Source organism: Chelatococcus sp. CO-6, from assembly GCF_001271345.1.
In the GTDB taxonomy this organism is placed as follows: Bacteria; Pseudomonadota; Alphaproteobacteria; order Rhizobiales; family Beijerinckiaceae; genus Chelatococcus_A; species Chelatococcus_A caeni.
Window position 1 is genome coordinate 3,467,969 of record NZ_CP012398.1, and the last position, 25,812, is coordinate 3,493,780.

The following is a 25,812-nucleotide window of genomic DNA, read 5'->3' on the forward strand; positions in this document are numbered from 1 at the left end:
ATTTTATAGATCGTATGGAATCCATTGGTGACTGGATTCGCTATTTTATCTATAAAATGGAGTGGCCGATGCTCGAGAGACCAACCGGAGAGGCCAAGGCGACGGCGCAGGCTGGCACCGGGCCGGCGGGTTTCTGGACATTGCAAAAGGCTGAGGCGCTCCACGGGCTGCCGTTCAACGATCTCATCCATCGGGCCCATACCGTGCACCGGCGCCATTTCGACCCCAATGCCATCCAGCTCAGCCAACTTTTGAGCATCAAGACTGGCGGCTGCCCGGAGGATTGCGGCTATTGCTCGCAGAGCGCCCGCTACGACACGGGCGTCAAGGCGACCCGGCTGATGGCGCTCGAGGAGGTCGTCGCCGCCGCCCGCCGCGCGAAGGCGGAGGGGGCGACGCGCTTCTGCATGGGCGCGGCCTGGCGCAGCCCGAAGCCGCGCGATCTCGCCCGTGTCGCCGCCATGGTCGAGGCGGTGAAGGCCCTCGGCCTCGAAACCTGCGCCACGCTCGGCATGCTGACCGGGGAGGAGGCCGGGGCGCTGCGCGCCGCCGGGCTCGACTACTACAACCACAATGTCGACACCTCGCCCGGCTTCTACGGCGAGATCATCTCGACGCGCACCCTGGAAGACCGCCTCGCGACGCTGGCCAACGCGCGCGAGGTGGGCCTCAAGCTGTGCTGTGGCGGCATCGTCGGCCTCGGCGAGACGCTCGCTGACCGGCTCGCCATGCTGGTGCTGCTCGCCAATCTCGATCCCGCGCCCGAGAGCGTGCCGCTCAACCTGTGGAACGAGGTGGCGGGCGTGCCCGTCGCCGCGCGGGCGGAGCGGCCCGATGCCATCGCCTTCGCCCGTCTCGTCGCGGTGGCGCGCATCATGATGCCGCAAAGCGTGCTGCGCCTGTCGGCCGGCCGGCAATACATGAGCGACGAGGCGCAGGCCCTGTGTTTCTTCGCCGGCGCCAATTCGCTCTTCCTCGGCGAGACGCTGCTGACGACCCGCAATGCGGGCGAGGAGCGGGATGCGGCGCTCTTCGCGCGTCTCGGCCTCACCGCCATGCCGGCCGGTGAGGGTGCCGATGCCGGCGCATGAGACCGCCCCCGGGACGGCCCATGAGAGCGCCCATGAGAGCGCCCTTGCGGCGCTCGGCCGCCGCGGGCGGCTGCGCGCGCTGGCGCCGCGCCGCGGCATCGACTTCACCTCCAACGACTATCTCGGCCTCGCCGAGAGCGAGGCGCTGCACGAGGCCGCCGCCGCCGCGCTCGCCCGCGGCGTGCCGGCGGGGGCGGGCGGCTCGCGCCTGCTGCGCGGCAACCACGCCGAGCACGAGGCGCTGGAGGAGGAGGCGGCGGCCTTCTTCGGCGCCGAGAGCACGCTCTTCTTCGCCGGCGGCTTTGCCGCCAATGCCGCCCTCGTCGCCACCTTGCCGCGCCGCGGCGATCTCGTCGTCCACGATGCGCTGATCCACGCCAGCGTGCATGAGGGGCTCGCCGCCTCGCCGGCCGAGGCCGTCGCGGTGCCGCACAACGATGCCGATGCCGTCGCCGATGCGATCCGCCGCTTCAGGGCGGCGGGCGGGCGCGGCCGTGTGTGGATCGCCGCCGAGACGCTCTATGGCATGGACGGCGACATCGCCCCGCTCGCGGACCTTGCGGCGATCGCCGACCGGCACGAGGCCATGCTGCTCCTCGACGAGGCGCACGCGACGGGTGTCTGCGGGCCCGGCGGGCGGGGCCTCGCCGCCGCGCTCGAGGGGAGGGCGAATGTCGTGACCCTGCACACCTGCGGCAAGGCACTCGGCGTCATGGGCGCCCTCGTCTGCCTGCCGCGCACCCTGCGTGACTACATGATCAACCGCGCGCGCGGTTTCATCTACGCCACCGCGCCGTCGCCCCTCGTCGCCGCCATGGTGCGCGCGGCGCTCGGCCTCGCTTCCGCGGCCGAGGACCGCCGGCAGCGCCTCGCGGCGCTCGTCGCTCACGCGCGGAGCGGCCTTGACTGCTACGGCCTGCCCGCGACGGCGACGCACATCCAGCCCGTCATCCTCGGCGCGGACCGCCGGGCGACTGCGGTTGCGGCGGCCTTGCAGGAGCAGGGCTTCGACGTGCGCGCCATCCGCCCGCCGACGGTGCCGCCCGGCACGGCGCGCCTGCGCATCGCGCTGACGCTGAACGTGAACGAGGCGGCCATCGACGCGCTCATCGCGGCGCTCGGCCGCGCCATCGAGAGGAGGGCGGCTTGAGCGGCTTCATCGTCACCGGCACCGATACCGGCATCGGCAAGACCGTCTTCTGCGCCGCGCTCGCCGGCGCGCTCGGCGGATTCTACTGGAAGCCGGTGCAGGCCGGCCTCGACGGCGAGACGGATTCGGAGACAGTGCGCCGCCTCTCCGGCCTGCCGGACGGACATGTCCTGCCCGAGGCCTACCGCCTCGCCCTGCCGGCCTCGCCCCACCGCGCCGCGGAGGCGGAGGGCGTGACGATTGATGTGGGATCGGTCCTGCGGTCCTCCAGGGACGCCATGGGGCACGAGAGCGCCATAGCTCCCTCCCCCCGCGAAGCGGCGGGGAGGGCTGGGGTGGGGGGCGCCGCCGCACGTGGGCGCTCGCCGAGCCAGGCGGAAGCCGCCCAGGCAGAATCGAGCCAGGCGGAACCCGGCCAGGCGGAGCTCGCCAGCAACTCCGGGCAGACCCGCTCCTGGCCCGAGCGCCCCCCACCCCTAGCCCCTCCCCGCCGCAGGCGGGGGGAGGGGGATCCGGGCACTCCCGGCTCGGCGGCCTCTTCGCGCGGCCTCGGCGCGCTCACGCTGCCCACCGTCGCCGACCCGCTCGTCGTCGAGGGGGCCGGCGGGCCGATGGTGCCGCTGACGCGGGGTACGCTGTTCATCGACGTCTTCGCTGCCTGGGGCCTGCCGGTCATCCTGTGCGCCGCGACGCGCCTCGGCACGATCAATCACACGCTGCTCGCCCTCGAAGCGCTGAAGCGGCGCGATATTCCCGTCCACGGCGTCGCCTTCATCGGCGAGGCGAACGAGGACAGCGAGGCGATCATCGCCGAGCTCGGCAGCGTGCGCCGCCTCGGCCGCCTGCCGCTTCTGCCGGCCCTGACGCGGGAAGCGCTCGCCGCGGCCTTCGCCGCGGGTTTCGATCCGGCTGAATTTCGGTGATGACCATGGACCATCGCACGACCTTCGCCGGCCCGTCTCCCGTCTGGCATCCCTTCACGCAGCACGCGCTCGCGCCCGAGCCGGCGCTCGTCCTGCGCGGCGAAGGCTCATGGCTGACGACGGCGACGGGCGAGCGCATTCTCGATGCCATCTCGTCCTGGTGGGTCATCACCCACGGCCATTGCCATCCGCGGATCGTCGCGGCGATCCGCGAACAGGCCGGGGAACTCGACCAGGTCATCTTCGCCGGCCATACCCATCCCGCGGCCGAGGCGCTGGCGCGCCGGCTGGTGGCACTGGCGCCGGCGGGGCTCGCCCATGTCTTCTTCTCCGACAGCGGCTCCACCGCCGTCGAGGTCGCGCTCAAGATGGCGGTCGGCTACTGGCGCAACATCGGTGAGCCGCGCAGCCGCATCCTTGCCCTCGAACACGGCTATCACGGCGACACCATCGGCACGATGTCGGCCGGCGCGCGCGGCATCTACAATGCCGCCTACGAGCCGCTGCTCTTCGATGTCACCCGTCTGCCGTTCCCAGCGGAGGGCCGCGAGGAGGCGACGCTCGCCGCGCTCGAGGCGGCCTGCCGGGAGGCGCCCTGCGCCGCGCTCCTCGTCGAGCCGCTCATCCTCGGCGCGGGGGGCATGCTGGTCTATCCGGCCTGGGTGCTCGCCGAGATGCGCCGCATCTGCGACCGCCACGGCGTGCTCCTCATCGCCGACGAGGTGATGACCGGCTTCGGCCGCACGGGTCGGCTCTTCGCCTGCGAGCACGCCGGCATCGCGCCGGATATCCTCTGCTGCGCCAAGGGCCTCACCGGCGGCGCACTGCCGCTCGCCGTCACCCTCTGCCGCCGCGAGATCTTCGACGCCCATTATTCCGAGGACCGTCGGCGCACCTTCTTCCATTCGAGCTCGTTCACGGCCAATCCCATCGCCTGCGCGGCGGCCAACGCCAATCTCGACATCTGGGACGAGGAGCCGGTCGCAGAACGCATCGCCGCTCTCGGCGCGCTGCAGGAGGAGCGGCTGGCGCGCTTCCGCGACGACGCGCGCTTCGCCAGGGTGCGGCGCCTCGGCACCGTCGCGGCGCTCGACCTCACCGTCGACGATCCCGGCTATCTCGCCGGCATCGGCCCGCAGCTCGCCGCCTTCTTCCGCGAAAGGGGCCTCCTGCTGCGCCCGCTCGGCAACACCGTCTACGTCATGCCGCCCTATTGCGTGACGGCCGAGGACCTCGACCGCATCTACGCGGCCGTCGCCGCGGCCGAGCGCTTCGGGCGGGTGTGATGGGGGGAACCCGCATCGCCGGCCTCGGCCATCATGCCCCGGCGCGCGTGGTGGCGAATGCCGAGATCGAGGCGAGGTTCGGCCTGGGGGAGGGCTGGATCGCCCGGCGCACCGGCATCCGCGAGCGGCGCTGGGCGGCACCCGACGAGGCGGTGAGCGACCTTGCCGTGCCGGCGGCGGCGATGGCGCTCGCCGAAGCAGGCATGGCGCCCGATGCCTTCGGCCTCGTCCTCCTCGCCACCAGCACGCCCGACCACCTCCTGCCGCCGACCGCGCCCCTCGTCGCGCATCGGCTCGGCCTCTCCTGCGGGGCGGTGGACCTCACGGGCGCCTGTGCCGGCTTTCTCTATGCCTTCGTGCTGGCGGAGGGCTTCGTGCGCACGACGGGGCGGGCGGCACTCGTGATCGCGGCCAATATCCTGTCGAGGCGCATCGACCCGGATGATCGCATGACGGCGGCGCTTTTCGCCGATGCCGCCGGGGCGCTCGTTCTCGCGCCCAGTACCCGCCCCGAGGCCGGGCTTCTCGCCTCGGCGCTCGCCAGCGATGGCGCCGGCTACGACCTCATCCAGATCCCCGCCGGTGGCAGCCGCCGTGCGATGACTGCGGACACGCCGGCGCGCGAGGGCCGCATGGTGATGCGGGACGGGCGCGCCGTCTTCGCCGCGGCGGTGAACATGATGGTCTCGTCTTGCCGGCAGGTGCTCTGGGATGCGGGCATCGTGGCGAAGGAGATCACCTGTTTCGCGCCACATCAGGCCAACGGCCGCATGATCGCTGCGGTGGCCGAGAAGCTGGCGATCGGGCCGGGGCGGACGCTGTCCACCCTTGCCGAATTCGGCAACACGTCCGCGGCGACCATTCCCTTTTCCCTGTCCCAGGCAAAAACCGCGCGCAGGCTCGGTCAAGGCGACCTGCTGCTCCTTGCCGCCGCAGGCGCGGGCCTTGCCGGGGGAGCGGCCATCTACCGCCTGTAGCAGGCGTATCGGGTCAGTGCTGCGTCGGCTCCACGGATTGCCACAGGGCACGCAGATCCTGCGGCAGGGCGTCCTTCACCTTGGCCACCTCGCCCGGCGAAACGTGCCGCGATAGGACGCGGAAGACGGTCTTGACCGCCTCGTTGGCGTCGACCGGGCGCGTGTCGCTCAGCCATCTCTGCACCTCGGCGATGAATGCGTCGCGGTCGAGGTTGGTTGGCTGCTTCTCGGGCTGGTACTGGTCGTAGTAGACGCCGCGCACCAGGAGCGGCAGCTCGGCGCCGAGATGGGCGGCGAGCTCGACCGGCAGCCGGTCGCGCAGCTTGTGCAGGACGATGGAGAGCACCTTCCAGGCCACCCGCTCGTCGGGGCCCAGATCATTGGTGATCTCGTTGAGCCAGATATGCGTTGTCTGCAGCGTCTTGTCGAAGACGTCGAGGCCGGTCGCGCTCATGCCTCATCTCCCTTCGTTGTTGCGGCGCGTGATCGCTTCATGGGCCGCAAACGAGGCTTCGCCGCTTTTGTTCCGGTCTGCCGGGCAGCTATCGACCCGTCCGTTCGGGCTCTTCGTCGGCGCCGGCGGCGACGAATGCGTCGCGGGCCTCGCGCACGCTCGCCGTGATGCGGCGCGCCACGGCGGCGACGCGGCGCGTGTCGTGCGTATCGGGATGGGCGATCAGCCAATAGCTGCGCATGAAGCGGATGTGGGGCAGGAGCCGCTTGAGCTCGGGATATTGCATGGCGGCATAGTCGTGCAGGATGCCGACGCCGTGACCGGCCCGCACCGCCTCCATCTGGCCGACGACGCTGCCGCATTCGAAGCGCCGGTGCATCAGCCGGCCGAGGGTCGCCGCATAGTCGAGCGCCCGGCTGTAGACGAAGTCCTCCACATAGGTGACGAAGAGATGGCCCGCGAGATCCTCCTCGCGCGTGATGGCGCCGTGGCGCGCGAGATAGCTCTCGGCCGCATAGACGCTGAGCGTATAATCCGTGAGCTTCTTCACGATGACGCGGCCCTGTTTCGGCCGGTCGAGCGTGATGACGAGATCGGCCTCGCGCCGCGACAAAGAGAAGGTGCGCGGCAGGGGCACGAGCTGGATGACGAGGTCGGGATGTTCGGCGGCGAGAGCGCCGAGCGCGCGCGAGAGAAAATAGTTGCCGAGCCCGTCCGGGGCGCCGACGCGCACGGTGCCGCCGATGGCCTCGGCCGTGCCGGACAGTTGCGCCTCCACCTTGAGGAACTCGGATTCGGCCCGCTCTGCCGCGGCCATCAGCGCCTCGCCCGCGGGCGTCAGGGCGCAGCCGTTGGTCTGGCGCTCGACGAGCTTCGTGGCGAGTTCCTCCTCGAGGGCCGTGAGCTGGCGCCCCACCGTGGCATGGTTGAGCCCGAGACGCCGGGCGGCGCCGAGGATCTGCCCGGTACGGGCCACGGCGAGAAAGATGCGGATGCGGTCCCAGTCCATCGGACGACTATAGTTTTTGCACATCGGAGCCGCAATATCGGCCATTGATGTGCAAATCTCTGGAAACGATAAGGGGGGCGGTTCAATCGGCCCGACGCTCCGGTCCGAGTCTTCTGGGAGGATCTGCCATGCCGACCGACATTCCCCATTTCATCGGCGGTCGCCGCGTTGCCGGCCGCAGCGGCCGCACCGCCGCCGTCTTCAATCCGGCCACGGGCGAAGAGACGGGCGCCGTGGCGCTCGCAAGCACGGACGAGGTGCGCGAGGCCGTCGCCGCGGCGAAGAAGGCTCTTCCCGAATGGGCCGGCACGACGCCGCTGCGCCGCGCGCGCATCCTCAACCGCTTCCTGCGCATCCTCGAGGAGCGCACGGACGAACTCGCCGCCGTCATCACGGCCGAGCACGGCAAGGTGCTGTCCGATGCCAAGGGCGAGATCCAGCGCGGCATGGAGGTGGTGGAATTCGCCACCGCCGCCCCGCAGCTCCTCAAGGGCGAAGTGACGGAGAATGTCGGCACGCGCGTCGACAGCCATTCGCTGCGCCAGCCGCTCGGCATCGTCGCCGGCATCACGCCCTTCAACTTCCCGGCCATGGTGCCGATGTGGATGTTTCCGGTGGCGCTCGCCTGCGGCAACTGCTTCATCCTGAAGCCGTCGGAGCGCGACCCCTCCGCCTCGCTGCTGCTCGCCGCCTGGCTGAAGGAGGCCGGCGTGCCGGACGGCGTCTTCAGCGTCGTGCACGGCGACAAGGAGGCGGTCGACGCCATCCTCTTCGACCCCGACATCTCGGCCGTCAGCTTCGTCGGCTCCACCCCGATCGCCCGCTACATCTACGAGACGGCGGCGCGCACCGGCAAGCGCTGCCAGGCATTGGGCGGCGCCAAGAACCACATGATCGTCATGCCCGACGCCGACATGGACCAGGCGGTCGACGCGCTCATGGGCGCCGCCTACGGCTCGGCCGGCGAGCGCTGCATGGCGATCTCGGTCGCGGTGCCGATCGGCGAGAAGACGGCGGATGCGCTCATCGCGAAGCTCGAGCCGCGGGTCCGCGCCCTCAAGATCGGCCCCGGCACCGATGCCGACGCCGAGATGGGGCCGCTCGTCACGAAGCAGCATCTCGAGCGCGTGCGCGGCTATGTCGATGCCGGCGTTGCGGAAGGCGCGAAGCTCGTCGTCGACGGCCGCGGCTTCAGGATGCAGGGCTACGAGAACGGCTATTTCATCGGCGGCACGCTGTTCGACAACGTCACGACCGACATGAAGATCTACAGGGAGGAGATCTTCGGCCCCGTGCTCGCCGTCGCCCGCGCCGATTCCTACGAGACGGCCGCCCGCATGATCAACGAGCACGAGTTCGGTAACGGCACCGCCATCTTCACGCGTGACGGCGACGCCGCGCGCGAGTTCGCGCACCAGATCCAGGTGGGCATGATCGGCATCAACGTGCCGATCCCGGTGCCGATGGCCTTCCATTCCTTCGGCGGCTGGAAGGCTTCGCTCTTCGGCGACCATCACATGCACGGGCCAGAGGGCGTGCGCTTCTATACGCGACTGAAGACCATCACCAGCCGCTGGCCGACCGGCATCCGCGCCGGCGCCGACTTCGTCATGCCGACGATGCGCTGACGCGTCCCGGACCTGCCGCACCCGAAGGCCGTCGCCGGATGCCGGCGGCGGCCTTCGTCGTGTACGGTCAGGCGCGGAGCCGCTCGGCCGGGATGCTGAGCCGCATGACGAGGCCCTCGCGCGACCATTCGCGCGCCAGGGCACCGCCGAGCTGGCGCACGGTCGCCCGTGCCAGCGAACTGCCGAAGCCTTCCTGCGCCGGCGGGTGCTCGATCGCCGGGCCATCGTGCTCCTGCCAGAGGATCGTCACCCGATCGCCGTCGAACGTCCAGCGGATCGCGATGCGCCCCGTCGGGCTGGCGAGGGCGCCGTATTTGGCGGCATTGGTCGCGAACTCATGCACCAGCAGCGCGACACCTGTCAGGGTCGAGCCGCCGATGGGCAGATCGGCGCCCTCCAGGGTGAAGCGCCCGGGCGCCGAGGCATCGCGATAGGGTTCGAGGATCGCCTCGATGAGCGCCCGCAGCGTCGTGGCGCGCGCACGGTCGTCGAAGGCGTGCAGCGTCAGCTCATGCGCGCGGGCGAGGGCACCCAGCCGCTCGCGGATGGCGTCCGTCACCGCTTCCGCGCCGGCCGCACGGCCGCTGAGGCTGACGATGCCGATCGCGAGGGCGAAGAGATTCTTGATCCGGTGGTTCATCTCCCGGAGCAGCAGCATCTGCTGCTCCTCGCCCCGCCGGCGGTCCGTGATGTCGCGGGCGATCTTCGATGCCCCGATGATCCGCCCCGCACCGTCATGGATCGGGGAGACGGTGAGCGAGACATCGACGAGCCTGCCGTCCTTGCAGCGACGCACGGTCTCGTAGTGGTCGACGCGTTCGCCCCGGCGGATGCGCTCGAGAATGGAGGGCTCCTCGTCCGGCCGGTCTTCGGGGATGAGGATCATGACCGGCTGGCCGATGGCTTCGGCCGCGGTGTAGCCATAGAGGCGCTCGGCGCCGCCGTTCCAGCTCGTGACGATGCCGTCGAGGTCGGTGCTGATGATGGCGTCGTCACTCGACTCGACGATCAGGGCGAGCCGGCGGGCGGCTTCTTCCGCATGCAGGCGTTCCGTGATGTCGACGAGGACGTTGACGGCGCCGATGAGATGGCCCGATGCATCGAACAGCGGTGTCGGATAGGGGAGAAACGGCACCCTGGTGCCGTCCGGCCGCTCGGCGACCGCGTCCATGCCGCGGATCGGGCGCTTTTCCTTGAGCGCCATCGCCATCGGGCATTCGTCGTGCGGCAATGGCGTTCCGTCGGGCCAGAAGAGCTTCCACGAGCCGCAGAACTCACTCTTGCCCAGTTCCGGGCGACAGCCCCAGAGGTCGGCCGCCGCCTCGTTGTAGAAGGTGATCCGCCCCTCCGCGTCCGTCATGTAGATCGCGGCCGGCAGGAGGCTCAGCAACTCGTGCGAGCGCAGGGCGTCGTTATAGGCGCGCTCCTGCTGCTGCCTATGCTCCGTGATGTCGCGGAAGCAGTTGACGGCCCCCGTGATCGCGCCGGCGGCGTTGAACAAAGGGTTGATGTTGACGAGTGCCAGAATGCGCGTTCCGTCCGGCCGCTCGATGACGACCTCCGCGTTGCGGACAGGCGTACCCGTGCGCAACGTCTCCGCCATCGGGTTCTGCGCGTGGGGCAGGAACGACCCATCCGGCTGGTACAGGCGATAGGCGCCGCAGAACCGCTCGCTGGGGTCGCGGAGCCGCGGCCTGCGACCCCACAGCTCCGCCGCGCCCTGATTGTAACGGACGATGCGACCTTCTTGGTCGCAGATGTAAAAAGCGCCGGGGAAAAGGTCGAGCAGGCGCTCGATGTCAAGTGAACTGTCGGTTGGCTCGTTCCCCACTTGTGACAGCGGGAAAGAGGTAACGTCGGAACTGCTCATCGGCGACCTATCCGATCGACACTGCGTGATGCCCGGCGGCCGATAATCTTGCTCCGTCGAAGTGCCATGGCCGTTAGTTGTTGGTGGTCACACTCGGAAATGCAAGCACATTCGTCGCTGCGCTGCGGTTGCCCCACTGATGGCATTACGCTTTCAGGACGGGGGTCGCGTTTACGTGATCCCTCAGGTCGCCAGCTGGTCCCATGCCGCCATGGCGCCGCCGGCCACGGAAAGCAGCGTCTCGCGCGAGGCTCCGTCACGCGCCCGGATGGACATGCCGTGCTGCACGGTGGCGTAGAAATTCGCGATGGCGGCGCAATCGGCATGGTTCGGCAGCTCGCCCTCTGTGACAGCCCGTTCCAGCCGCTCCTCGAGGATGCGGACACCGTCCAGCCGGCGCTTCTTCAGGTCGTCGCGGATAGTGGGGCTGGCGCATTCGGGCTGCGGCGCCCCGAGCACGATCAGGCAGCCGCGCGGTTCGGCTCCGCTCGTATAGGCGAGGGCGGTTGCTTCGAGCAGATGCGCCATTGCCGCCCGCGCGGTCGGCGCCCCGGCGATGCCTTCCCAGATGCCTTGGCCTTCGGTCTCGGCATAGAGCGTCACCGCCTCGCGAAAGAGGCCCTCCTTGCTGCCGAAGGCGGCGTAGAGGCTGGGCGGGTTCAGCCCCATGGCGGCGGTCAGGTCCGCCATCGAGGCATTGTCGTAGCCCTTCTGCCAGAAGACCTCCATCGCCTGGCGGAGGGCCGCCGTGCGGTCGAAGCTGCGGGGGCGTCCACGCTGGGCCATCGGGCTCGTCACCATTTTATGTATCGATTGATAAAATAAAGCCCTTGACGGCTGGCGGCAAGCGCGTAGCCTTTATGTATCGTTCGTTACACAAAGGACCAGCCATGGCCGATCTTCAGGATAAAGTCGCGCTCGTCACCGGCGGCAGCCGCGGTATCGGCGCGGCGATCGCGCGCCGCCTCGCCGCCCAGGGGGCGGATGTTGCGATCACCTATGCGCATGCGCAGGACAAGGCGGCGCGGGTCGTCGCCGACATCGAGGCTGCCGGCGGCAAGGCGCGGGCAATCCGGGCCGACAACCGCGACCCCGAAGCGATCACGGCCGCCGTCGATGCCGTCGTCGACGCGAAGGGGAGGATCGATATCCTCGTCAACAACGCCGGCATCTTCGAGATGGGCGAGATCGCGGACCTCACAGCCGAGGATTTCGACCGCATGGTCGACGTGAACCTGCGCGCGGTCTTTCTCGCATCGAGCCGGGCGGCCCGGGCGATGGGCGAGGGCGGGCGCATCGTCACCACCGGCAGCACGCTCGCCGTGCGCGTGCCGTGGCCCGGCATCAGCCTCTATGCGATGAGCAAGGCGGCGCTCGTCGGCCTGACGAAAGGCATGGCGCGCGACCTCGGCCCGCGCGGCATCACGGCCAATATCGTCCATCCAGGCTCCACCGATACGGACATGAACCCGGCCGGCGGCGAGAGCGCCGACCAGCAGCGCGGCCTCATGGCCATCGCGCGCTACGGCAAGCCGGAGGACGTCGCCGATCTCGTGGCCTGGCTCGCCGGGCCGACGGCGGCTTCCGTCACGGGCGCCGAATTCACCATCGACGGCGGCGCCAACGCCTGAGGCGTCAGGCCGGCGCCACGTCGCGGCCGAAGGTGGCGCTCGCCGCCTCGCGGGCGTGGGCCGGCATCTCGTCGTCCTCGAACAGCTCCGGATGCGCCCGGGCGAGCCGGGGCAGGGAGTTGAGGATCTCGCGCAGGTGGAGGCGCATGGCATCGCCCGCCCGCTCCGCGTCGCGCGCGGCGATCGCCTTGACGATCTCCGCATGCTGGTCGATCAGCAGCGACATGGGGGAGGCGGCCGGCAGGCTGAGGTAGCGCACCCGGTCCATCTGCGCCTTCACGTCCTCGATGAACGGCCAGGCGCTCGCGCATTCCACCGCCTCGGCCAGGGTGCGGTGGAAGGCCTCGTCATAGCGCAGGAAGAGACGCTGGTCGTCGCTCGCCGCCGCCTCCTTCTGCTGGGCGATGAGCTCGCCGAGCCGGTCGAGCGCCTCGGGCGGCGCCACGGCGCAGGCCGCCGTCGCCACGGCCACCTCCACCGCCTCGCGCACGAATCGCGCATTGGCGACGTCCTTCAGCGAGATGCGCACCACGAAGGTGCCGCGCTGCGGCAGGATGCGCACGAGCCCCGCCTCGCTCAGCTTGATGAAGGCCTCGCGTACCGGCTGGCGGCTGACCCCGAAGCGGGCTCCGATCTCCTGCTCCGACAAACGCTGCCCCGGCAGATATTCCAGCGTCACGATCGCCTGCCTGAGCAGGCGATAGATCTGCGGCGCGATGGCCGCCGCAGGATCGACTTCGTTCCTCACGCAGCTTTCCTCCCGGGCGTCTTGCATTTTGCGATAACCATACTACCATACCAGTTAAGCGAGCGGGATAGGCATAAGGCTCGTTCGCCGGGGAAACCTCTGGGAGATTGCTGATGTCCATCCATCGAGTCGTCCTGTCCGCCTGCGCGGGCCTTGCGGCGCTTGCCGCCGCCACCACCATGTCGAGCGCCGCGCTTGCGGCCAAGTATCAATTGAACATCAACACGGCGCTGACGACGGACGACCCCATCTACAAGGGGCTCGAGCGCCTGCGCGACCGCATGAAGGAGCGCAGCAACGGCGAGTTCGAGATCCGCATCTTCTCCGGCTCGCAGCTCGGCAAGGACGAGGACGTGCTGGAGCAGGCGCGCGCCGGCGCCAATGTCGCGGTCGTCGTCGACGGCGGCCGCCTCGCCGTCTTCGTGCCCGAGTTCGGCGTCCTCGGCGGCCCCTTCCTCGCCAGCGGCTACGACGGCGTGCGCAAGGTCGTGACCTCGCCGCTCTTCGACGCATGGGCAGAGAAGCTGCGCAAGGCCTCCGGCCACGAGGTGCTGTCCTTCAACTGGTGGCAGGGCGAGCGGCACCTGCTCACCAACAAGCCGGTGTCGAAGCCGGCGGACCTCTCCGGTGTCCGCATGCGCACCCCCGGCGCGCCGGTGTGGATCGAGACCATCCGCGCGATGGGCGCGACGCCGACCCCCATGGCCTGGGCCGAAGTCTATCCTGCGCTGCAGCAGCAGGCCATCGACGCCGTGGAGGCGCAGACGCCGGCCGCCTACGGCGCCCGCCTCTACGAGGTCACCAAGCACATGACCAAGACGGGCCACATCAATCTCATCACCGGCCTCGTCACCAGCGCCGGCTGGTTCGACAGCCTGCCCGCCGACATGCAGACCGCGCTGAAGGAAGAGGCCCTGGCCGCCGGCGACTTCGCCTCCCGCACGACCGAGGAGGCCATCGGCACCTACGAGAAGGACATGGCCGCCAAGGGCGTGACGATCACCGAGATCGACGTCACCCCCTTCCGTGAGGCGACGGCGGATGTCTACAGCAAGCTCGGCTATGCCGACCTGAAGAAGACCATCGACGAGATGCTCAAGTAATCTCATCGGGTAGCCTTACAGGTAAACTTGCCCGGGCCGCTGCTTTGCGCGGCGGCCCGTTTCCATTCGGAGACGCTCCATGCGCTTCTTGCTCGCGCTGGAGGATGCGCTCGCCAAGCTCCTGCTCGGCGCGATCGTCCTTCTCGTCTTTCTGGCGGCCATGGCCCGCACCGTCGGCCATCCGCTGATCTGGTCCGTGGACCTTGCCCAGCTCTTCTTCGTCTGGCTCGCCATGCTCGGGGCCAACAAGGCGCTGCGCATCAAGGCGCATGTCGGGGTCGATTTCTTCGTGCGCAAGCTGCCCGTCAGGCTGCGCCACGGCCTCGAGATCCTCTTGGGGCTCATGACGCTCGCCTTCCTCCTCACCATGGCCTGGCAGGGCGCGCGCCTGACGATGCTCAACCTCGAGCGCGTCTATGGCGACAGCGGCATCTCCTACGGCTGGGTGACGGGCGCGGTGCCCGCCGGCTGCCTGCTGCTCGCCGTCACGCTCGCCGCCCATCTCGTGCGCAGCCTCATCGGCGCCGTCACGGGCGATTCCCTGCGCCCGCCGCTCGTCTTCGCCCGCCCGGACGACGACATGGCCGGCGCCGCCCACGCCGCGGAGTGACAGGCGATGCTGCTTCTCGGTGTGATCTTCTTCGTCCTGATGTTCGCCGGCCTGCCGATCGCCTTCGCCATCGGCATCGCGGGCTTCAGCTTCTTCCTCGGTGCCGGCTCGATCCCGGTGTCCATCGGCGTGCAGCAGGTGGCCACGGCCTCGCAGAGCTTCCCGCTGCTGGCGGTGCCCTTCTTCGTCCTCGCCGGCCACATGATGAACCGCACGGGCATCACGACCCGGCTCATCGCCTGCTCCAACGTGCTCGTCTCCTGGATGGCCGGCGGCCTAGCCCAGGTCTGCATCGTGCTGTCGACCCTGATGGGCGGCGTCTCCGGCTCGGCCGTCGCCGATGCCGCCATGGAGGCGCGCATCCTCGGGCCGGACATGATTCGGCGCGGCTATTCGCGCGGCTTCACCGGCGCGGTCATCGCCGTCGGCTCGCTGATCACGGCGACCATCCCGCCGAGCCTCGGCCTCATCCTCTACGGCTTCGTCGGCAACGTCTCCATCGGCAAGCTGTTCCTCGCCGGCGTCATCCCCGGCCTCGTCATGATGGCGGCGATGATGTTCACGGCCTGGCTCGTCGCCCGCAAGCGCGGCTACCAGGCGGAGGGCGCCGAACTGCCGACGGCGCGCGACGTGTGGCGGGCGATCCGCGACGCCAAATGGGCGCTGCTCTTCCCCGTCATCCTGCTCGTCGCCATTCGCGGCGGCATCTTCACGGCCTCCGAGGTCGGGGCCTTCGCGGTGGTCTACGCCGTGCTCGTCGGCGTGCTGCTGCACCGGGAGCTGACCTGGTCCGGCCTCGTCGAGGCGCTCGGCGAGGCGGTGCTCGACGTCGGCGTCATCATGCTCATCATCCTGATGTCCGGCATGGTCGGCTACGCCATCATCTTCGAACAGGCGCCGCAGACGATCGCCGCGGCGATGCTCGGGCTGACGCAGGAGCCGGTGCTCGTCATCCTGCTCATCCTCCTCTTCCTCTTCATCGCCGGGCTCTTCGTCGAATCGACCGTGCTCGTCCTGATGCTGACGCCGATCTTCGTGCCGCTCGTCACGCGGCTCGGGGTCGATCCCGTGCATTTCGGCATCCTGATGATGTCCGTCATCACGCTGGGCGGCATGACCCCGCCGGTGGGCGTCGCGATGTACACGGTCTGCGGCATCCTGCGCTGCCCGGTCGAGGAGTATTTCCGGGAATCGCTGCCGTTCCTCGCCGCGATCGTCCTCGTCATCCTGGCGCTCGCCCTGATGCCGGGCATCGTCCTGTTCCTCCCCAACATCGTCGGTTGAGGCTCCCTGAGATGGAAGAAACGTTCCGATGGTTCGGCCCCGCGGATGCGGTGCGGCTGAACGAGATCCGGCAGACCGGCGCGCGCGGCATCGTGACGGCGCTGCACGACATTCCCTACGGCGAGGTCTGGCCGCTCGAGGCGATCATGGAGCGCAAGCGCCTGATCGAGGCCGATCGGAGCCTCGGCCTGCGCTGGAGCGTCGTCGAGAGCCTGCCGGTGCACGAGGACATCAAGCTCGGGGAGGGGGATCTTCGCCCGCTCTTCGACAACTACCGCATCTCGCTGCGCAACCTGGCCGCCGCGGGCGTCACCACCGTCTGCTACAACTTCATGCCGCTGCTCGACTGGATGCGGACGGACCTCGCCTATCCGCAGCCCGGCGGCGCGCTGGCGCTGCGCTTCGATGCCCATCTCCATGCGGCCTTCGACTGCTACATGCTGGAGCGGCCGGGCGCCGTGGCGGAGTTTTCGCCCGAGGTTCTGGCCCGGGCCAGGGCGTGGTTCGACGCATCGACCGGCGCCGACCGGCAGCGCCTGCTCGACACGATCATGGCCGGCCTGCCGGGCGCCTACACGCGCTACGACGTGCCGGGGCTCAGGACGGTGCTCGGGCGCTACGACGGCTTCGGCGCCGCGGACCTGCGCGCCAACCTCAAGCGCTTCCTCGAGGAGGTGGTGCCGACGGCGGAGGAGGCGGGCGTGCGCCTGTGCGTGCATCCGGACGATCCGCCGCGCCCGCTCTTCGGCCTGCCGCGCATCGTCTCGAATGCGGAGGACCTCGCCTACATCGTCGAGGCCGTGCCTTCGCCGGCGAACGGCATCACGCTGTGCACGGGCTCGCTCGGCGCCGGCGCCGGCAACGATCTTCCGGCGATCGCGCGCCGCTTCGCAGCGCACATCCATTTCGCCCATCTGCGCAATGTGAAGCGCGACGCCGACGGCAGCTTCATGGAGAGCGAGCATCTCGACGGCGACGTCGACATGGTGGCCGTCATCGCGGCGCTGCATGCGGAAGAGCAGCGCCGCGCGCGGGAAGGGCGGGCGGATCGGCAGATCCCCATGCGGCCCGACCATGGCCAGGTGCTGCTCGACGACGGCAGCCGCAAGACGCATCCCGGCTATCCGCTCGTCGGCCGGCTGCGCGGGCTCGCCGAGCTGCGCGGCGTGATGAAGGCGGTGGCCGCGCTCACCTGAGCGGGCTCGGCCCACGCGCACCGGGTTCAGCACGCGCCGGGGCGTCCGTCCCGGCGCGTTGCCGTTTCAGGCCGCCTCCCGCTCGCGCTGCTTGACGTCGGTGAGGATCTGGCCCGCCACCTGCCGGATGATGGCGGCGAGCGCCTCGAAATCCCGCCGGCGGGAGGAGTTGCGTCGCCAGGCGAGGCCGATGGTCCGATAGGGTTCCGGGTCGGCGAAGCGCACGAGCCGGATGCGGGCATCCTGCCCGACCTCCACCGGCACGGCGATCTCCGGCACGAGCGTCAGACCATAGCCGTTGGCGACGAGCTGCACGATCGTGGCAAGGCTGGAGGCGCCGAACTGCTGGCGCTGTGTCGTTCCCGGCATGCCGCAGAAGGTCAGCGCCTGCTCGCGCAGGCAATGGCCCTCCTCAAGGAGGAGGAGACGCTTGAGGTCGAGCGCCTCTGGCTGCGGCCGCTGGTGGGCCGGCATGTCCTCCGCCGCCGGCATGGCGAGCAGGAAATTGTCGTCGAACAGCGGCACGGCGTCGATATCCGGATGGTCGATGGGCAGCGACATCAGGACGACGTCCACCCGCCCGGCCACCAGCTCGTCGAGGAGCTGGGCCGTGAGCGTCTCGCGGATGTTGAGCGACAGCGCGGGATAGGCCTCGGTGATCTCGGGCAGGATGCGCGGCAGGACATAGGGCGCGATCGAGGGAATGATGCCGAGCTGCAGCGGCCCGGACAGCACCTCCTGACGGGTGCGGGCATATTCCATGAGATCGCGCGCCGCCACGAGGATCTCCCGTGCGCGCCGGGCCACCTCGTGGCCCATTTCCGTCAGCTGGACGTCTCCCCTGCGCCGCTCGATGAGGACCGTGCCCAGCAGGGCCTCGAATTCCTGCATCTGCATCGACAGCGCCGGCTGGGTGACCGAGCATTCTTCCGCCGCGCGGCGGAAATGACGATGGCGGGATAGGGCCTCGAAATATCTGAGATGGCGCAGAGTGATCATGGCAATCAGTCTTTCTTATCAACTGGGTAAGGTAAAACAATTGGACCTGATACGGAACTATCCTCAATGTCGCATTTAGAAACGTGAAAAGGAGAGGTTCGATGTCGAAATCCACCATGACGACGGCCAGCGGCGCGCCTGTGGCGGACAACCAGAACAGCCTCAGCGCCGGACCGCGCGGCCCGCTCCTGATGCAGGATTTCCAGCTGCTCGAGAAGCTGGCGCATCAGAACCGCGAGCGCATTCCCGAGCGCACGGTCCACGCCAAGGGCTCGGGCGCCTACGGCACGCTGACCATCACCAACGACATCAGCCGCTACTCCCGGGCGAAGATCTTCTCGCAGATCGGCAAGCAGACCGAGGCCTTCCTGCGCTTCTCGACCGTGGCGGGCGAGCGCGGCGCCGCCGATGCCGAGCGCGACGTGCGCGGCTTCGCCCTGCGCTTCTATACGGAAGAGGGCAACTGGGACATCGTCGGCAACAACACGCCGGTCTTCTTCGTGCGCGACCCGCTGAAGTTTCCCGACTTCATCCATACCCAGAAGCGCCATCCCGTCACCAACATGCGCTCGAACACCGCCATGTGGGACTTCTGGTCCCTGTCGCCGGAGAGCCTGCACCAGGTGACGATCCTGATGTCCGACCGTGGCCTGCCGCAGAACTACCGGCAGATGCACGGCTTCGGCTCGCACACCTATTCCTTCGTCAATGCCGCGGGCGAGCGCTTCTGGGTCAAGTTCCACTTCAAGTCGATGCAGGGCATCGCGATCTGGACCAATGCCGAGGCCGAGAACGTGATCGGCAAGGATCGCGAGTCGGCCCAGCGCGACCTCTTTGAATCGATCGAGAAGGGCGATCACCCGCGCTGGCGCTTCTGCGTGCAGGTGATGCCGGAGCTCGACGCCGAGAAGACGCCGTACAATCCCTTCGACCTCACCAAGGTGTGGCCGCACGCCGACTACCCGCTCATCGAGGTCGGCATCCTCGAGCTCAACCGCAACCCGCAGAACTACTTCGCGGAGGTCGAGCAGGCCGGTCTGACGCCCGCCAACGTCGTGCCGGGCATCGGCTTCTCGCCCGACAAGATGCTGCAGGCGCGCATCTTCTCCTACGCGGACGCGCATCGCTACCGGCTCGGCATCAACCACCACCAGATCCCGGTGAACCAGCCGCGCTGCCCGGTGCACACCTACCACGCCGACGGCGCTATGCGCCTCGCAGGCCACGCCAATGCGAACGCCTATTACGAGCCGAACAGCTTCGGCGGCCCGGCCCAGAACCCGGACTATGCGGAGCCGCCGCTGAAGATCTCGGGCGATGCGGCGCGCTACGACCATCGCGCGGGCAACGATGACTACACCCAGCCCGGCAACCTCTTCCGCCTGATGCCCGCCGACGCGCAGGAGCGGCTGATGGACAACATCGCCGCCGCCATGGACGGCGTGCCCGAGGAGATCGTGCGCCGGCAGATCGTGCATTTCCACCGTGCCGATCCGGCCTATGGCGCCGGCGTCGCGCGCCGCATGGGCGTCGACGTCGCCTCGCTTGCGACGGCGGCGGAATAGGCCGTCCCCGCCCATGACCTTCCCCCTGCCGCGGGTGCGCCCGCATCCGCGGCAGGACGGCTTTGCGGCCCTCGTTCGCCATCCGGCGGTGTGCATGACGACCTCCTCCGTGGCGCCCGCAGACGAGCTGCGCGGCGTGCCGACGCGTTTGACGCACGAACGGCCCATTCGCTGCGGACGCAGGCAGATCCGGAAAACCTATCGCATTGCACAATCAGTGGTTTTCTGGCATTAGATATGCAACCATAGGTAATTAGAACCAGAAACGATCCAGGCTTGCAAGAGGGCATTGCGCCGGTGCCGCGCAGCGGCCGCCGGCCCTGCTTGCGCGGGGCTGGTGTCGGCAGCGCGGGGCCGGTCCCGCAAGGGATGAGCGCACTTGCATCACCCTGCGGCATGAAGCACTGTGCCGCCTCGTTGCTGTCGAGACGCTGGCATGACCCTTCTGATCATCGGCCTTGCGATCTTTTTCGCTGCCCATGTCTTCACGATGTATCGCGGACCTCGCGCCGCCGCTGTCGCGAGGCTGGGCGAGGGGGGCTACAAGGCGCTCTATTCGCTCGCATCCCTGATCGGCCTCGTGCTGATCGTCTGGGGCTTCGGGCGCTATCGGGCCGAGGGCTACATTCCCCTGTGGGAGCCGCCGTTGTGGGGCCGGCATCTGGCGCTGGCGCTGATGTGGCCCGTCTTCGTGCTGCTCGTCGCCGCCTATGCGCCCGGCGCGATCAAGCGCAAGGTCCGTCATCCCATGCTGGCGGCGGTGAAGATCTGGGCGCTCGCCCACCTTCTCGCCAACGGCGATCTCGGTTCCCTGCTCCTGTTCGGCTCCTTCCTCGCCTGGGCGGTTGCGGACCGCATCGCCGTCAAGCGCCGTCCCGGCAGCGACGCGGCCGTTCCGGCCGGCTCCCCCCGCAACGACGTGGTGGCGGTCGTCGCTGGTACTATCGTCTACGTTGCTTTTTTGTTCTGGCTGCATCCGCTATTGATCGGGGTACCGGTATTGCCGGCCTGAACGGGGAAAGGAATAGAGCATGTCGGTTGTTGGTGGCGTACGCCGGCTGACGGCGCCGGACATTCGCGCGCGCAAGGGCGGTGCGCCGGTGGTCGGGCTCACCGCCTACCATGCCCCGGGAGCGCGCCTTGCCGACGAGCATTGCGACTTTCTCCTCGTGGGCGATTCCCTCGGCATGGTCCTCTACGGCTATGACACGACCGTGCCCGTGACGCTCGACATGATGATCGCGCACGGCGCCGCCGTGGTGCGCGCGTCCCGCCATGCCCTCGTCGTCGTCGATCTCCCCTTCGGCTCCTACGAGGAGGGCCCGCAGGCCGCCTTCCGCGCGGCCTCGCGCGTCATGAAGGAGACGGGCTGCGGCGCGGTGAAGCTCGAGGGCGGCTGCCATATGGCGGCCACCGTCGGCTATCTCGTCGAGCGCGGCATCCCCGTGATGGGGCACGTGGGCCTGACGCCGCAGTCCATCAACAGCTTCGGCTCCTTCCGCCCGCGCGGGCGCGACGACATGGAGAGCGAGGCGATCGCCGCCGATGGCGAGGCGGTCGTTTCGGCCGGCGCCTTCGCGCTGGTGGTGGAGGCGGTGCCGGTGCGCGTCGCGGCAGCCCTGACGCGCGCCATGCCCGTGCCGACCATCGGCATCGGCGCCTCGGTCGTCTGCGACGGGCAGATCCTCGTTGCGGAGGACATGCTCGGCCTCACGCCGCGGGTGCCGAAGTTCGTCCGGCGCTATGCGGAGGTCGGCGCCATCGCCTCCGACGCCGTCGCCCGCTATGCGCGCGACGTCCGCAACCGCGCCTTCCCGGGTGTCGAGAACACCTATGCCGAGCCCGGCTTCGAGGCGCCGGAGATCGATCTTCCCGACGACGAGCCGAGCGCGGCGGCGAAATAGCGACCCGCACGCGCGTCCAAGACGCGCCCGCACCCCACGCTCATCCTCGCGCGGACTGGCGAGAACGTGGGGGAGGCCGATGATGCCGGATGCCTTGTCGTGGCCGGAGACCGGACACGCCCTCGTGCCGCTCGTGCTCGCGGCCGCCGTCGTCATGGGCAGCCCCGGCCCCTCGACGATCAGCGTCACCGCCGTTGGCGCGGCCTTCGGTTTTCGAAGGTCTCTCGGCTATGCGGCCGGCCTCGTGGTGGGTACGACGGCCGTGCTCCTCGCCATCGCCCTCGGCATGGCAACGCTGCTCGGGGCTCTGCCCGGGGTCGCGCCGGTTCTTGCCGTGGCGGCCGGTCTCTACATCCTCTATCTGGCGTTCAAGATCGCCACGGCCCCGCCGCTCAACCGGCGGGGCGGCCAGGCGGGCGAAACCGCCGCGCCGTCCTTCATCGGCGGCTTCCTCCTGGCGCTCGCCAATCCCAAGGCCTGGCTCGCGATCACCGCGGTCTTCACCGGTACGAGCGTCGTTCGCAGCGGCGGCTGGCTCGACGCAGCCGTGAAGATGGCCGTGCTGACGGCCATGATCGTCCTCATCCACGCCGCCTGGCTGCTGGCGGGCACCTTCCTGTCGCGCCTCCTGCGCGATCCGCTCTGGGCGCGGCTGACCAATGTCGCACTCGCCCTGCTGCTCGTCGCCTCCCTGGCCGTGCCGCTGCTGTAAGGGCCGTCAGGGCACCGCGACGTCCCGGAAGCGCCGGCTCAGTTCATGCAAGGCGCGGGACACCTCCGGCCCGCGCAGCGGCGGGCCATGGCCCGGCAGCAGCGTCTCGGGATCGAGCTCCGCCAGGCGGCGGACAGACTGTTCGGCTGCGTCCCAGTCCGACGTGAAATAGCGCGGCGGGCCGTGCATCTCCGGCTCCTGCGTCATGACGTTGTAGGCCGCCTCCTGCGCCGTCGTGATGACGGCGTCGCCCGCGATGAGGATGCGCCGCGACGCATGCCACAGCGACACGTGCCCCGGCGTGTGGCCCGGCGTCGCGATCCAGGTCCAGCCCGGCATGTGTGGCACGGTGCCGTCGCCCGGCAGCGGCATCAGCCGGTTGGAGACGTCGATGGGCGATCGCGGGAAGAGGGGCGAGAGTAACGTCATCAGCCCGCCGCCGGCATCCGCATCGGCGGGTGGATAGGCCTGCCGGCGGCTGAGGAAGGGGACCTCGGCTGGATGGGCGCAGACGGGCGCGTCCCACATCTCGGCCAGGTCTTCGAGCGCTCCGATATGGTCGAAATGCCCGTGGGTGAGGATGATGGCCGCGGGACGCGCATCTTCGCCGAAGCGTCTGGCCGCGTGGCGCTCGATGGTGCCGCGCGCGCCGGCAACGCCAGCGTCGATCAGCACCCAGCCGCGGTCGCCGCAATCCGGCCGTCCATGGAAGACGACATTGACGATGGCGAGGCGCAGGATCGACAGGTCCGGCGTGACCACGACCTCCTCGGTGGCGCCGGGGCTTGCGATCACCGCGTCCCGGTCTATCGCTATCTGCAGGGCCATGAGGCTTCCCGTTCAGCCGAGGGGGCGGGAGCCTACGGCGCGCCGCAGCTGCGCGGCGCCCCGGCGCAGGCTGCGGAGCCTCTTGGGCTCGTCCCGCCGGTCGGAGCCGAGGGCGCACAGGACGTCGACCGCCGTCACCGCCAGCACCGAGGCGAGCCCCGCCGAGGTGGCGCCCCGCCAGCGGCCGTGCCGCCCGAGGCCGCAGGCGAGCGTCGCCATGTCGAGCACGTCGCCGGCGACGCGCAGCCAGACCCAGCGCTGCGGCTGGCGCGAGGCGAGGATGACGATCCCCTGAACGATCTCGCGCAGGCCGTAGGTGCCGAGGACGAGCCCGGTCGTGCGGCTTCGCGCCCGCTGCGCCGCGGGTCTCGACGAGCAGAGCTCGAGGACACCGAGGGCGATGGAGAACCAGCCGAGCCCGTAGGCCAGTTGTTCCGCGGACGAGCGTTTCATGTGCACGGCAACCTCCTGTCACGACCGGCCCCAACCGCGGCGGTGGCCCGATGTTCCAGGCGGGGGCCGGCGGGTGGCAGGGAGGGCGCGTTCAGGCCAGCGGCGGCGGTCGCCGGCGGATCGGCTGCGACTTGACGATGGCGGTGCTGGTCTCGGCCTTGTCGGCGATGCGGTCGAGGATGCGGTCGAGTTCCTCGATGGAGCGCACGAAGAGACGGGCGATGAAGCAGTCGTCGCCCGTCACCTTGTCGCATTCGCAGAAGGCCTCGGTCTCCTCGATGAGCTGCTGCACGACGTGCAGCTTGCCCGGCATCGGCCGGATACGGACGATCGCCTGCAGCTGGTAGCCGAGCGCCTGCGGGGCGATGTCCACCGTATAGGCGCGCACGACGCCCCGTTCCTCCAGCCGCCGCAACCGCTCCGACACGCTCGGCGACGACAGGCCGACACGGGCTGCGAGCTCCTTGAGGGAGAGACGCGCATCCTCCACGAGGACGGCGAGGAGACGTCGGTCGATATCGTCCAGCATGGCGGCCCCATCGGCAGATTGAGCCGTCAGCCTTGCATAATTAGGCAAAATTGAAAACACGCCTTTCGAAGCTCATGGAATGCGCCCGGGCGCCGCATCATCATCGGCAGCGATGGCAATGGTGCCGGCGGCAGCGGCCGCGGAGGACGGATCATGAGCGAGAGGTTGCGCGGCACGGCGGAGATGACGGCGGCGATGGTCATCTCCGGCACCATCGGCTGGTTCGTCGTCATGTCCGGTCGGCCCGTGCTCGACGTGGTGTTCTGGCGCTGCGTCTTCGGGGCCGCGACGCTCCTCGTCGTCTGCGCGGCCATGGGCCTGCTGCGGGGGAAATGGCCGCTTCGCATCCTCGGCCTTGCCGCGCTCGGGGGCGTGGCGATCGTGCTCAACTGGCTGCTGCTCTTCGCCGCCTATTCGCGTGCCTCCATCGGCGTCGCCACGGTGGTCTACAACACGCAGCCCTTCATGCTGGTGGGGCTCGGGGCGCTCCTTCTGCGCGAGCGGGTGACCGGCGCGCAGCTCGCCTGGCTCGCGCTCGCCTTCGCCGGCATGCTGCTGATCGTCGAGGGAAAGCCCGCTGCGGCCACAGCCAGCGGCGACTATCTCGGCGGCATCCTCCTGGCGCTTGCCGCGGCCTTCTTCTATGCGCTCGCCGCCATCGTCGCGCGCAGGCTCGCCGGCACGCCGCCGCACCTCATCGCCCTCGTGCAGGTCTGCGTCGGCATCCTGATGCTGGCGCCCTTCGCCGACCTGGCGCATCCGCCCTCCGGGGGAGGGCAGTGGACGCTGCTCGCGACGGTCGGCGTCGCGCACACGGGGCTCATGTACATCCTGCTCTACGGCGCCCTTCAGCGGCTGCCGACCCATCTCGCGGGGGCGCTGTCCTTCATCTATCCGATCGCCGCGGTGCTGGTCGATCTTCTGGCCTTCGGCCATCCCCTGCAGGGGCTGCAGATCGCCGGCGCCGCCGGCGTGCTTCTCGCCGCGGCGGCGATGAACCTCGGATGGTCGCTTCCCGGCCGTCCGCGCCGCCGGATCGCGCCGGCGCGAGCCTGCGATTGAACGCGCGGCGGCTCGGCCGGCGCGCGCTCGTCCATGGCGCTCGCCTTTGGCCGGTGACTGTGCTAGGCGACCGGCTGGATGAAATTTGCCCGCGCCTCGCGCGGGCCAGCGGTCAACGGGCTCGATGGCTGATATCTTTCACGAGATCGAAGAGGAGCTGCGGCGCGACAAGGCGCTCGCCTTCTGGAAGAAGCACGGCACCAAGGTCATCGTCCTGGCGGTCGTGTTCGTCGCGGCCATTGGCGGCTGGCGGTTCTACCAGCACCAGCAGCGCAGCCAGGCGGAGGCGACCGGCGCCCGCTACGAGCAGGCGCTCGAGCTTCTCGGTGCGAACCGGGGCGACGAGGCCGCGGCGCTGCTGCGCGAGATCGAGAACGACGGGTCGACCGGCTACCGCCTCGTGGCACGCCTGCGCCTGGCGGCGGAGACCGCCCGGTCGGATCCGGCCCGGGGCGTCGAGGCCTACGAGGCGATCGCGGCCGACGCGACCGTGCCGGCCGGCCTGCGCGATCTCGCGCGCCTGCGCGCCGTCGTCGCGGGCTTCGGCCAGATGGACGCTGCTGCCGTGACGGCGAAGCTCGAGCCGCTTGCCACGCCCACCGCCGTGTGGCGCCACAGCGCGCGCGAGCTCCTCGGCCTCGCGGCCCTCAAGGCCGGCGACTACGAGGCGGCGGGCCGCTGGTTCGACCAGATCGCCTCCGACCGCGAGGCCCCGCCGGCCTTGCGCCAGCGCGTCAACATCTATCTCGAACTCGTGCGCAGCGGCCCCGCCGGCAACGCCGGCTGAGCCTACAGGTAAG

At 69.6% G+C, this 25,812-nt stretch carries 26 protein-coding genes; 17 read left to right on the forward strand and 9 right to left on the reverse strand.

The genetic code is table 11. From position 1 onward, the window contains the following. Positions 1–68: 68 nt before the first annotated feature. Genes bioB through AL346_RS16290 form a run of 5 tightly spaced genes read left to right on the forward strand, consistent with a single transcriptional unit; the run spans position 69 to position 5,427 of the window. Entirely contained in the window at positions 69–1,091 is a 1,023-nt protein-coding gene (bioB, locus tag AL346_RS16270; RefSeq protein WP_156332782.1) for a biotin synthase BioB, read from the forward strand. Then, the gene (locus AL346_RS16275; protein WP_019402798.1) at positions 1,078–2,241 is read left to right on the forward strand and encodes an 8-amino-7-oxononanoate synthase; all 1,164 of its coding nucleotides are present in this window, start codon (positions 1,078–1,080) and stop codon (positions 2,239–2,241) included. Before bioB ends, AL346_RS16275 begins: the two co-directional genes overlap by 14 nt. Then, positions 2,238–3,164, forward strand: coding sequence for an ATP-dependent dethiobiotin synthetase BioD (bioD, locus tag AL346_RS25965; RefSeq protein ID WP_371259731.1), 927 nt, complete (start codon positions 2,238–2,240; stop codon positions 3,162–3,164). Before AL346_RS16275 ends, bioD begins: the two co-directional genes overlap by 4 nt. Then, positions 3,164–4,450, forward strand: coding sequence for an adenosylmethionine--8-amino-7-oxononanoate transaminase (locus tag AL346_RS16285; protein WP_019400488.1), 1,287 nt, complete (start codon positions 3,164–3,166; stop codon positions 4,448–4,450). Before bioD ends, AL346_RS16285 begins: the two co-directional genes overlap by 1 nt. Further along, positions 4,450–5,427 (forward strand): beta-ketoacyl-ACP synthase III, encoded by a 978-nt coding sequence (locus AL346_RS16290; protein WP_019400487.1) that lies wholly within the window; start codon positions 4,450–4,452, stop codon positions 5,425–5,427. The genes AL346_RS16285 and AL346_RS16290 overlap by 1 nt, the downstream gene beginning before the upstream one ends. Positions 5,428–5,440: 13 nt before the next feature. Here AL346_RS16290 and AL346_RS16295 read toward each other — a convergent pair whose 3' ends face one another. Further along, positions 5,441–5,881 (reverse strand): DUF2267 domain-containing protein, encoded by a 441-nt coding sequence (locus AL346_RS16295; protein WP_019400486.1) that lies wholly within the window; start codon positions 5,879–5,881, stop codon positions 5,441–5,443. Between the two features lie 88 nt (positions 5,882–5,969). Next, a complete protein-coding gene (locus AL346_RS16300; protein WP_019400485.1) occupies positions 5,970–6,890 on the reverse strand; it encodes a LysR family transcriptional regulator in 921 nt (306 codons plus the stop codon). Between the two features lie 128 nt (positions 6,891–7,018). Here AL346_RS16300 and AL346_RS16305 point away from each other — a divergent pair, with 128 nt between their 5' ends. Further along, positions 7,019–8,518, forward strand: a complete 1,500-nt coding sequence (locus tag AL346_RS16305; RefSeq protein ID WP_019400484.1) for a CoA-acylating methylmalonate-semialdehyde dehydrogenase — start codon at positions 7,019–7,021, stop codon at positions 8,516–8,518. A gap of 67 nt (positions 8,519–8,585) precedes the next feature. Here AL346_RS16305 and AL346_RS16310 read toward each other — a convergent pair whose 3' ends face one another. Both AL346_RS16310 and AL346_RS16315 read right to left on the reverse strand, forming a co-directional pair. Further along, on the reverse strand, positions 8,586–10,388 hold the full coding sequence (locus AL346_RS16310; protein WP_082312544.1) for a PAS domain S-box protein: 1,803 nt from the start codon (positions 10,386–10,388) through the stop codon (positions 8,586–8,588). A gap of 183 nt (positions 10,389–10,571) precedes the next feature. Further along, on the reverse strand, positions 10,572–11,174 hold the full coding sequence (locus tag AL346_RS16315) for a TetR/AcrR family transcriptional regulator (RefSeq protein WP_019400482.1): 603 nt from the start codon (positions 11,172–11,174) through the stop codon (positions 10,572–10,574). 104 nt (positions 11,175–11,278) lie between these two features. Here AL346_RS16315 and AL346_RS16320 point away from each other — a divergent pair, with 104 nt between their 5' ends. After that, positions 11,279–12,019 (forward strand): SDR family NAD(P)-dependent oxidoreductase, encoded by a 741-nt coding sequence (locus tag AL346_RS16320; RefSeq protein ID WP_019400481.1) that lies wholly within the window; start codon positions 11,279–11,281, stop codon positions 12,017–12,019. Between the two features lie 4 nt (positions 12,020–12,023). Here AL346_RS16320 and AL346_RS16325 read toward each other — a convergent pair whose 3' ends face one another. After that, entirely contained in the window at positions 12,024–12,767 is a 744-nt protein-coding gene (locus tag AL346_RS16325) for a GntR family transcriptional regulator (RefSeq protein ID WP_019400480.1), read from the reverse strand. 113 nt (positions 12,768–12,880) lie between these two features. On the opposite strand from AL346_RS16325, the gene AL346_RS16330 reads away from it, so the two are divergent. From AL346_RS16330 to uxuA, 4 genes are all read left to right on the forward strand, one after another. Continuing rightward, a complete protein-coding gene (locus tag AL346_RS16330; protein ID WP_019400479.1) occupies positions 12,881–13,870 on the forward strand; it encodes a C4-dicarboxylate TRAP transporter substrate-binding protein in 990 nt (329 codons plus the stop codon). A gap of 79 nt (positions 13,871–13,949) precedes the next feature. Next, positions 13,950–14,480, forward strand: coding sequence for a TRAP transporter small permease (locus AL346_RS16335; RefSeq protein WP_019400478.1), 531 nt, complete (start codon positions 13,950–13,952; stop codon positions 14,478–14,480). A 6-nt stretch (positions 14,481–14,486) separates the two neighbouring features. After that, positions 14,487–15,764 carry a TRAP transporter large permease gene (locus tag AL346_RS16340; RefSeq protein WP_019400477.1) on the forward strand — a complete coding sequence of 426 codons (1,278 nt, stop codon included), beginning with the start codon at positions 14,487–14,489 and terminating at the stop codon, positions 15,762–15,764. Between the two features lie 11 nt (positions 15,765–15,775). After that, entirely contained in the window at positions 15,776–16,960 is a 1,185-nt protein-coding gene (uxuA, locus tag AL346_RS16345; protein WP_019400476.1) for a mannonate dehydratase, read from the forward strand. Positions 16,961–17,026: 66 nt separating this feature from the next. Here the strand turns inward: uxuA and AL346_RS16350 are convergent, their stop codons facing one another. Next, positions 17,027–17,959 (reverse strand): hydrogen peroxide-inducible genes activator, encoded by a 933-nt coding sequence (locus AL346_RS16350; RefSeq protein ID WP_019400475.1) that lies wholly within the window; start codon positions 17,957–17,959, stop codon positions 17,027–17,029. A gap of 101 nt (positions 17,960–18,060) precedes the next feature. Here AL346_RS16350 and AL346_RS16355 point away from each other — a divergent pair, with 101 nt between their 5' ends. From AL346_RS16355 to AL346_RS16370, 4 genes are all read left to right on the forward strand, one after another. Beyond that, on the forward strand, positions 18,061–19,524 hold the full coding sequence (locus tag AL346_RS16355) for a catalase (RefSeq protein WP_019400474.1): 1,464 nt from the start codon (positions 18,061–18,063) through the stop codon (positions 19,522–19,524). Positions 19,525–19,960: 436 nt separating this feature from the next. Next, complete coding sequence (locus AL346_RS16360) at positions 19,961–20,536, forward strand: NnrU family protein (RefSeq protein ID WP_019400473.1); 576 nt, start codon at positions 19,961–19,963, stop codon at positions 20,534–20,536. Positions 20,537–20,555: 19 nt separating this feature from the next. After that, the gene (gene panB / locus AL346_RS16365) at positions 20,556–21,428 is read left to right on the forward strand and encodes a 3-methyl-2-oxobutanoate hydroxymethyltransferase (protein ID WP_019400472.1); all 873 of its coding nucleotides are present in this window, start codon (positions 20,556–20,558) and stop codon (positions 21,426–21,428) included. Between the two features lie 79 nt (positions 21,429–21,507). After that, complete coding sequence (locus tag AL346_RS16370) at positions 21,508–22,140, forward strand: LysE family translocator (RefSeq protein ID WP_019400471.1); 633 nt, start codon at positions 21,508–21,510, stop codon at positions 22,138–22,140. 6 nt (positions 22,141–22,146) lie between these two features. On the opposite strand, the gene AL346_RS16375 is transcribed toward AL346_RS16370, so the two are convergent. The 3 genes from AL346_RS16375 to AL346_RS16385 all read right to left on the reverse strand — a co-directional run bounded on the left by AL346_RS16375 (position 22,147) and on the right by AL346_RS16385 (position 23,950). After that, on the reverse strand, positions 22,147–22,968 hold the full coding sequence (locus tag AL346_RS16375) for an MBL fold metallo-hydrolase (protein ID WP_019400470.1): 822 nt from the start codon (positions 22,966–22,968) through the stop codon (positions 22,147–22,149). A gap of 12 nt (positions 22,969–22,980) precedes the next feature. Next, on the reverse strand, positions 22,981–23,421 hold the full coding sequence (locus AL346_RS16380; protein WP_019400469.1) for a hypothetical protein: 441 nt from the start codon (positions 23,419–23,421) through the stop codon (positions 22,981–22,983). Between the two features lie 91 nt (positions 23,422–23,512). Then, entirely contained in the window at positions 23,513–23,950 is a 438-nt protein-coding gene (locus tag AL346_RS16385) for an Lrp/AsnC family transcriptional regulator (RefSeq protein ID WP_019400468.1), read from the reverse strand. Between the two features lie 153 nt (positions 23,951–24,103). On the opposite strand from AL346_RS16385, the gene AL346_RS16390 reads away from it, so the two are divergent. Continuing rightward, entirely contained in the window at positions 24,104–25,012 is a 909-nt protein-coding gene (locus AL346_RS16390) for a DMT family transporter (protein ID WP_040403455.1), read from the forward strand. Between the two features lie 124 nt (positions 25,013–25,136). Beyond that, complete coding sequence (locus AL346_RS16395) at positions 25,137–25,799, forward strand: tetratricopeptide repeat protein (RefSeq protein ID WP_019400466.1); 663 nt, start codon at positions 25,137–25,139, stop codon at positions 25,797–25,799. Positions 25,800–25,812: the final 13 nt, after the last annotated feature.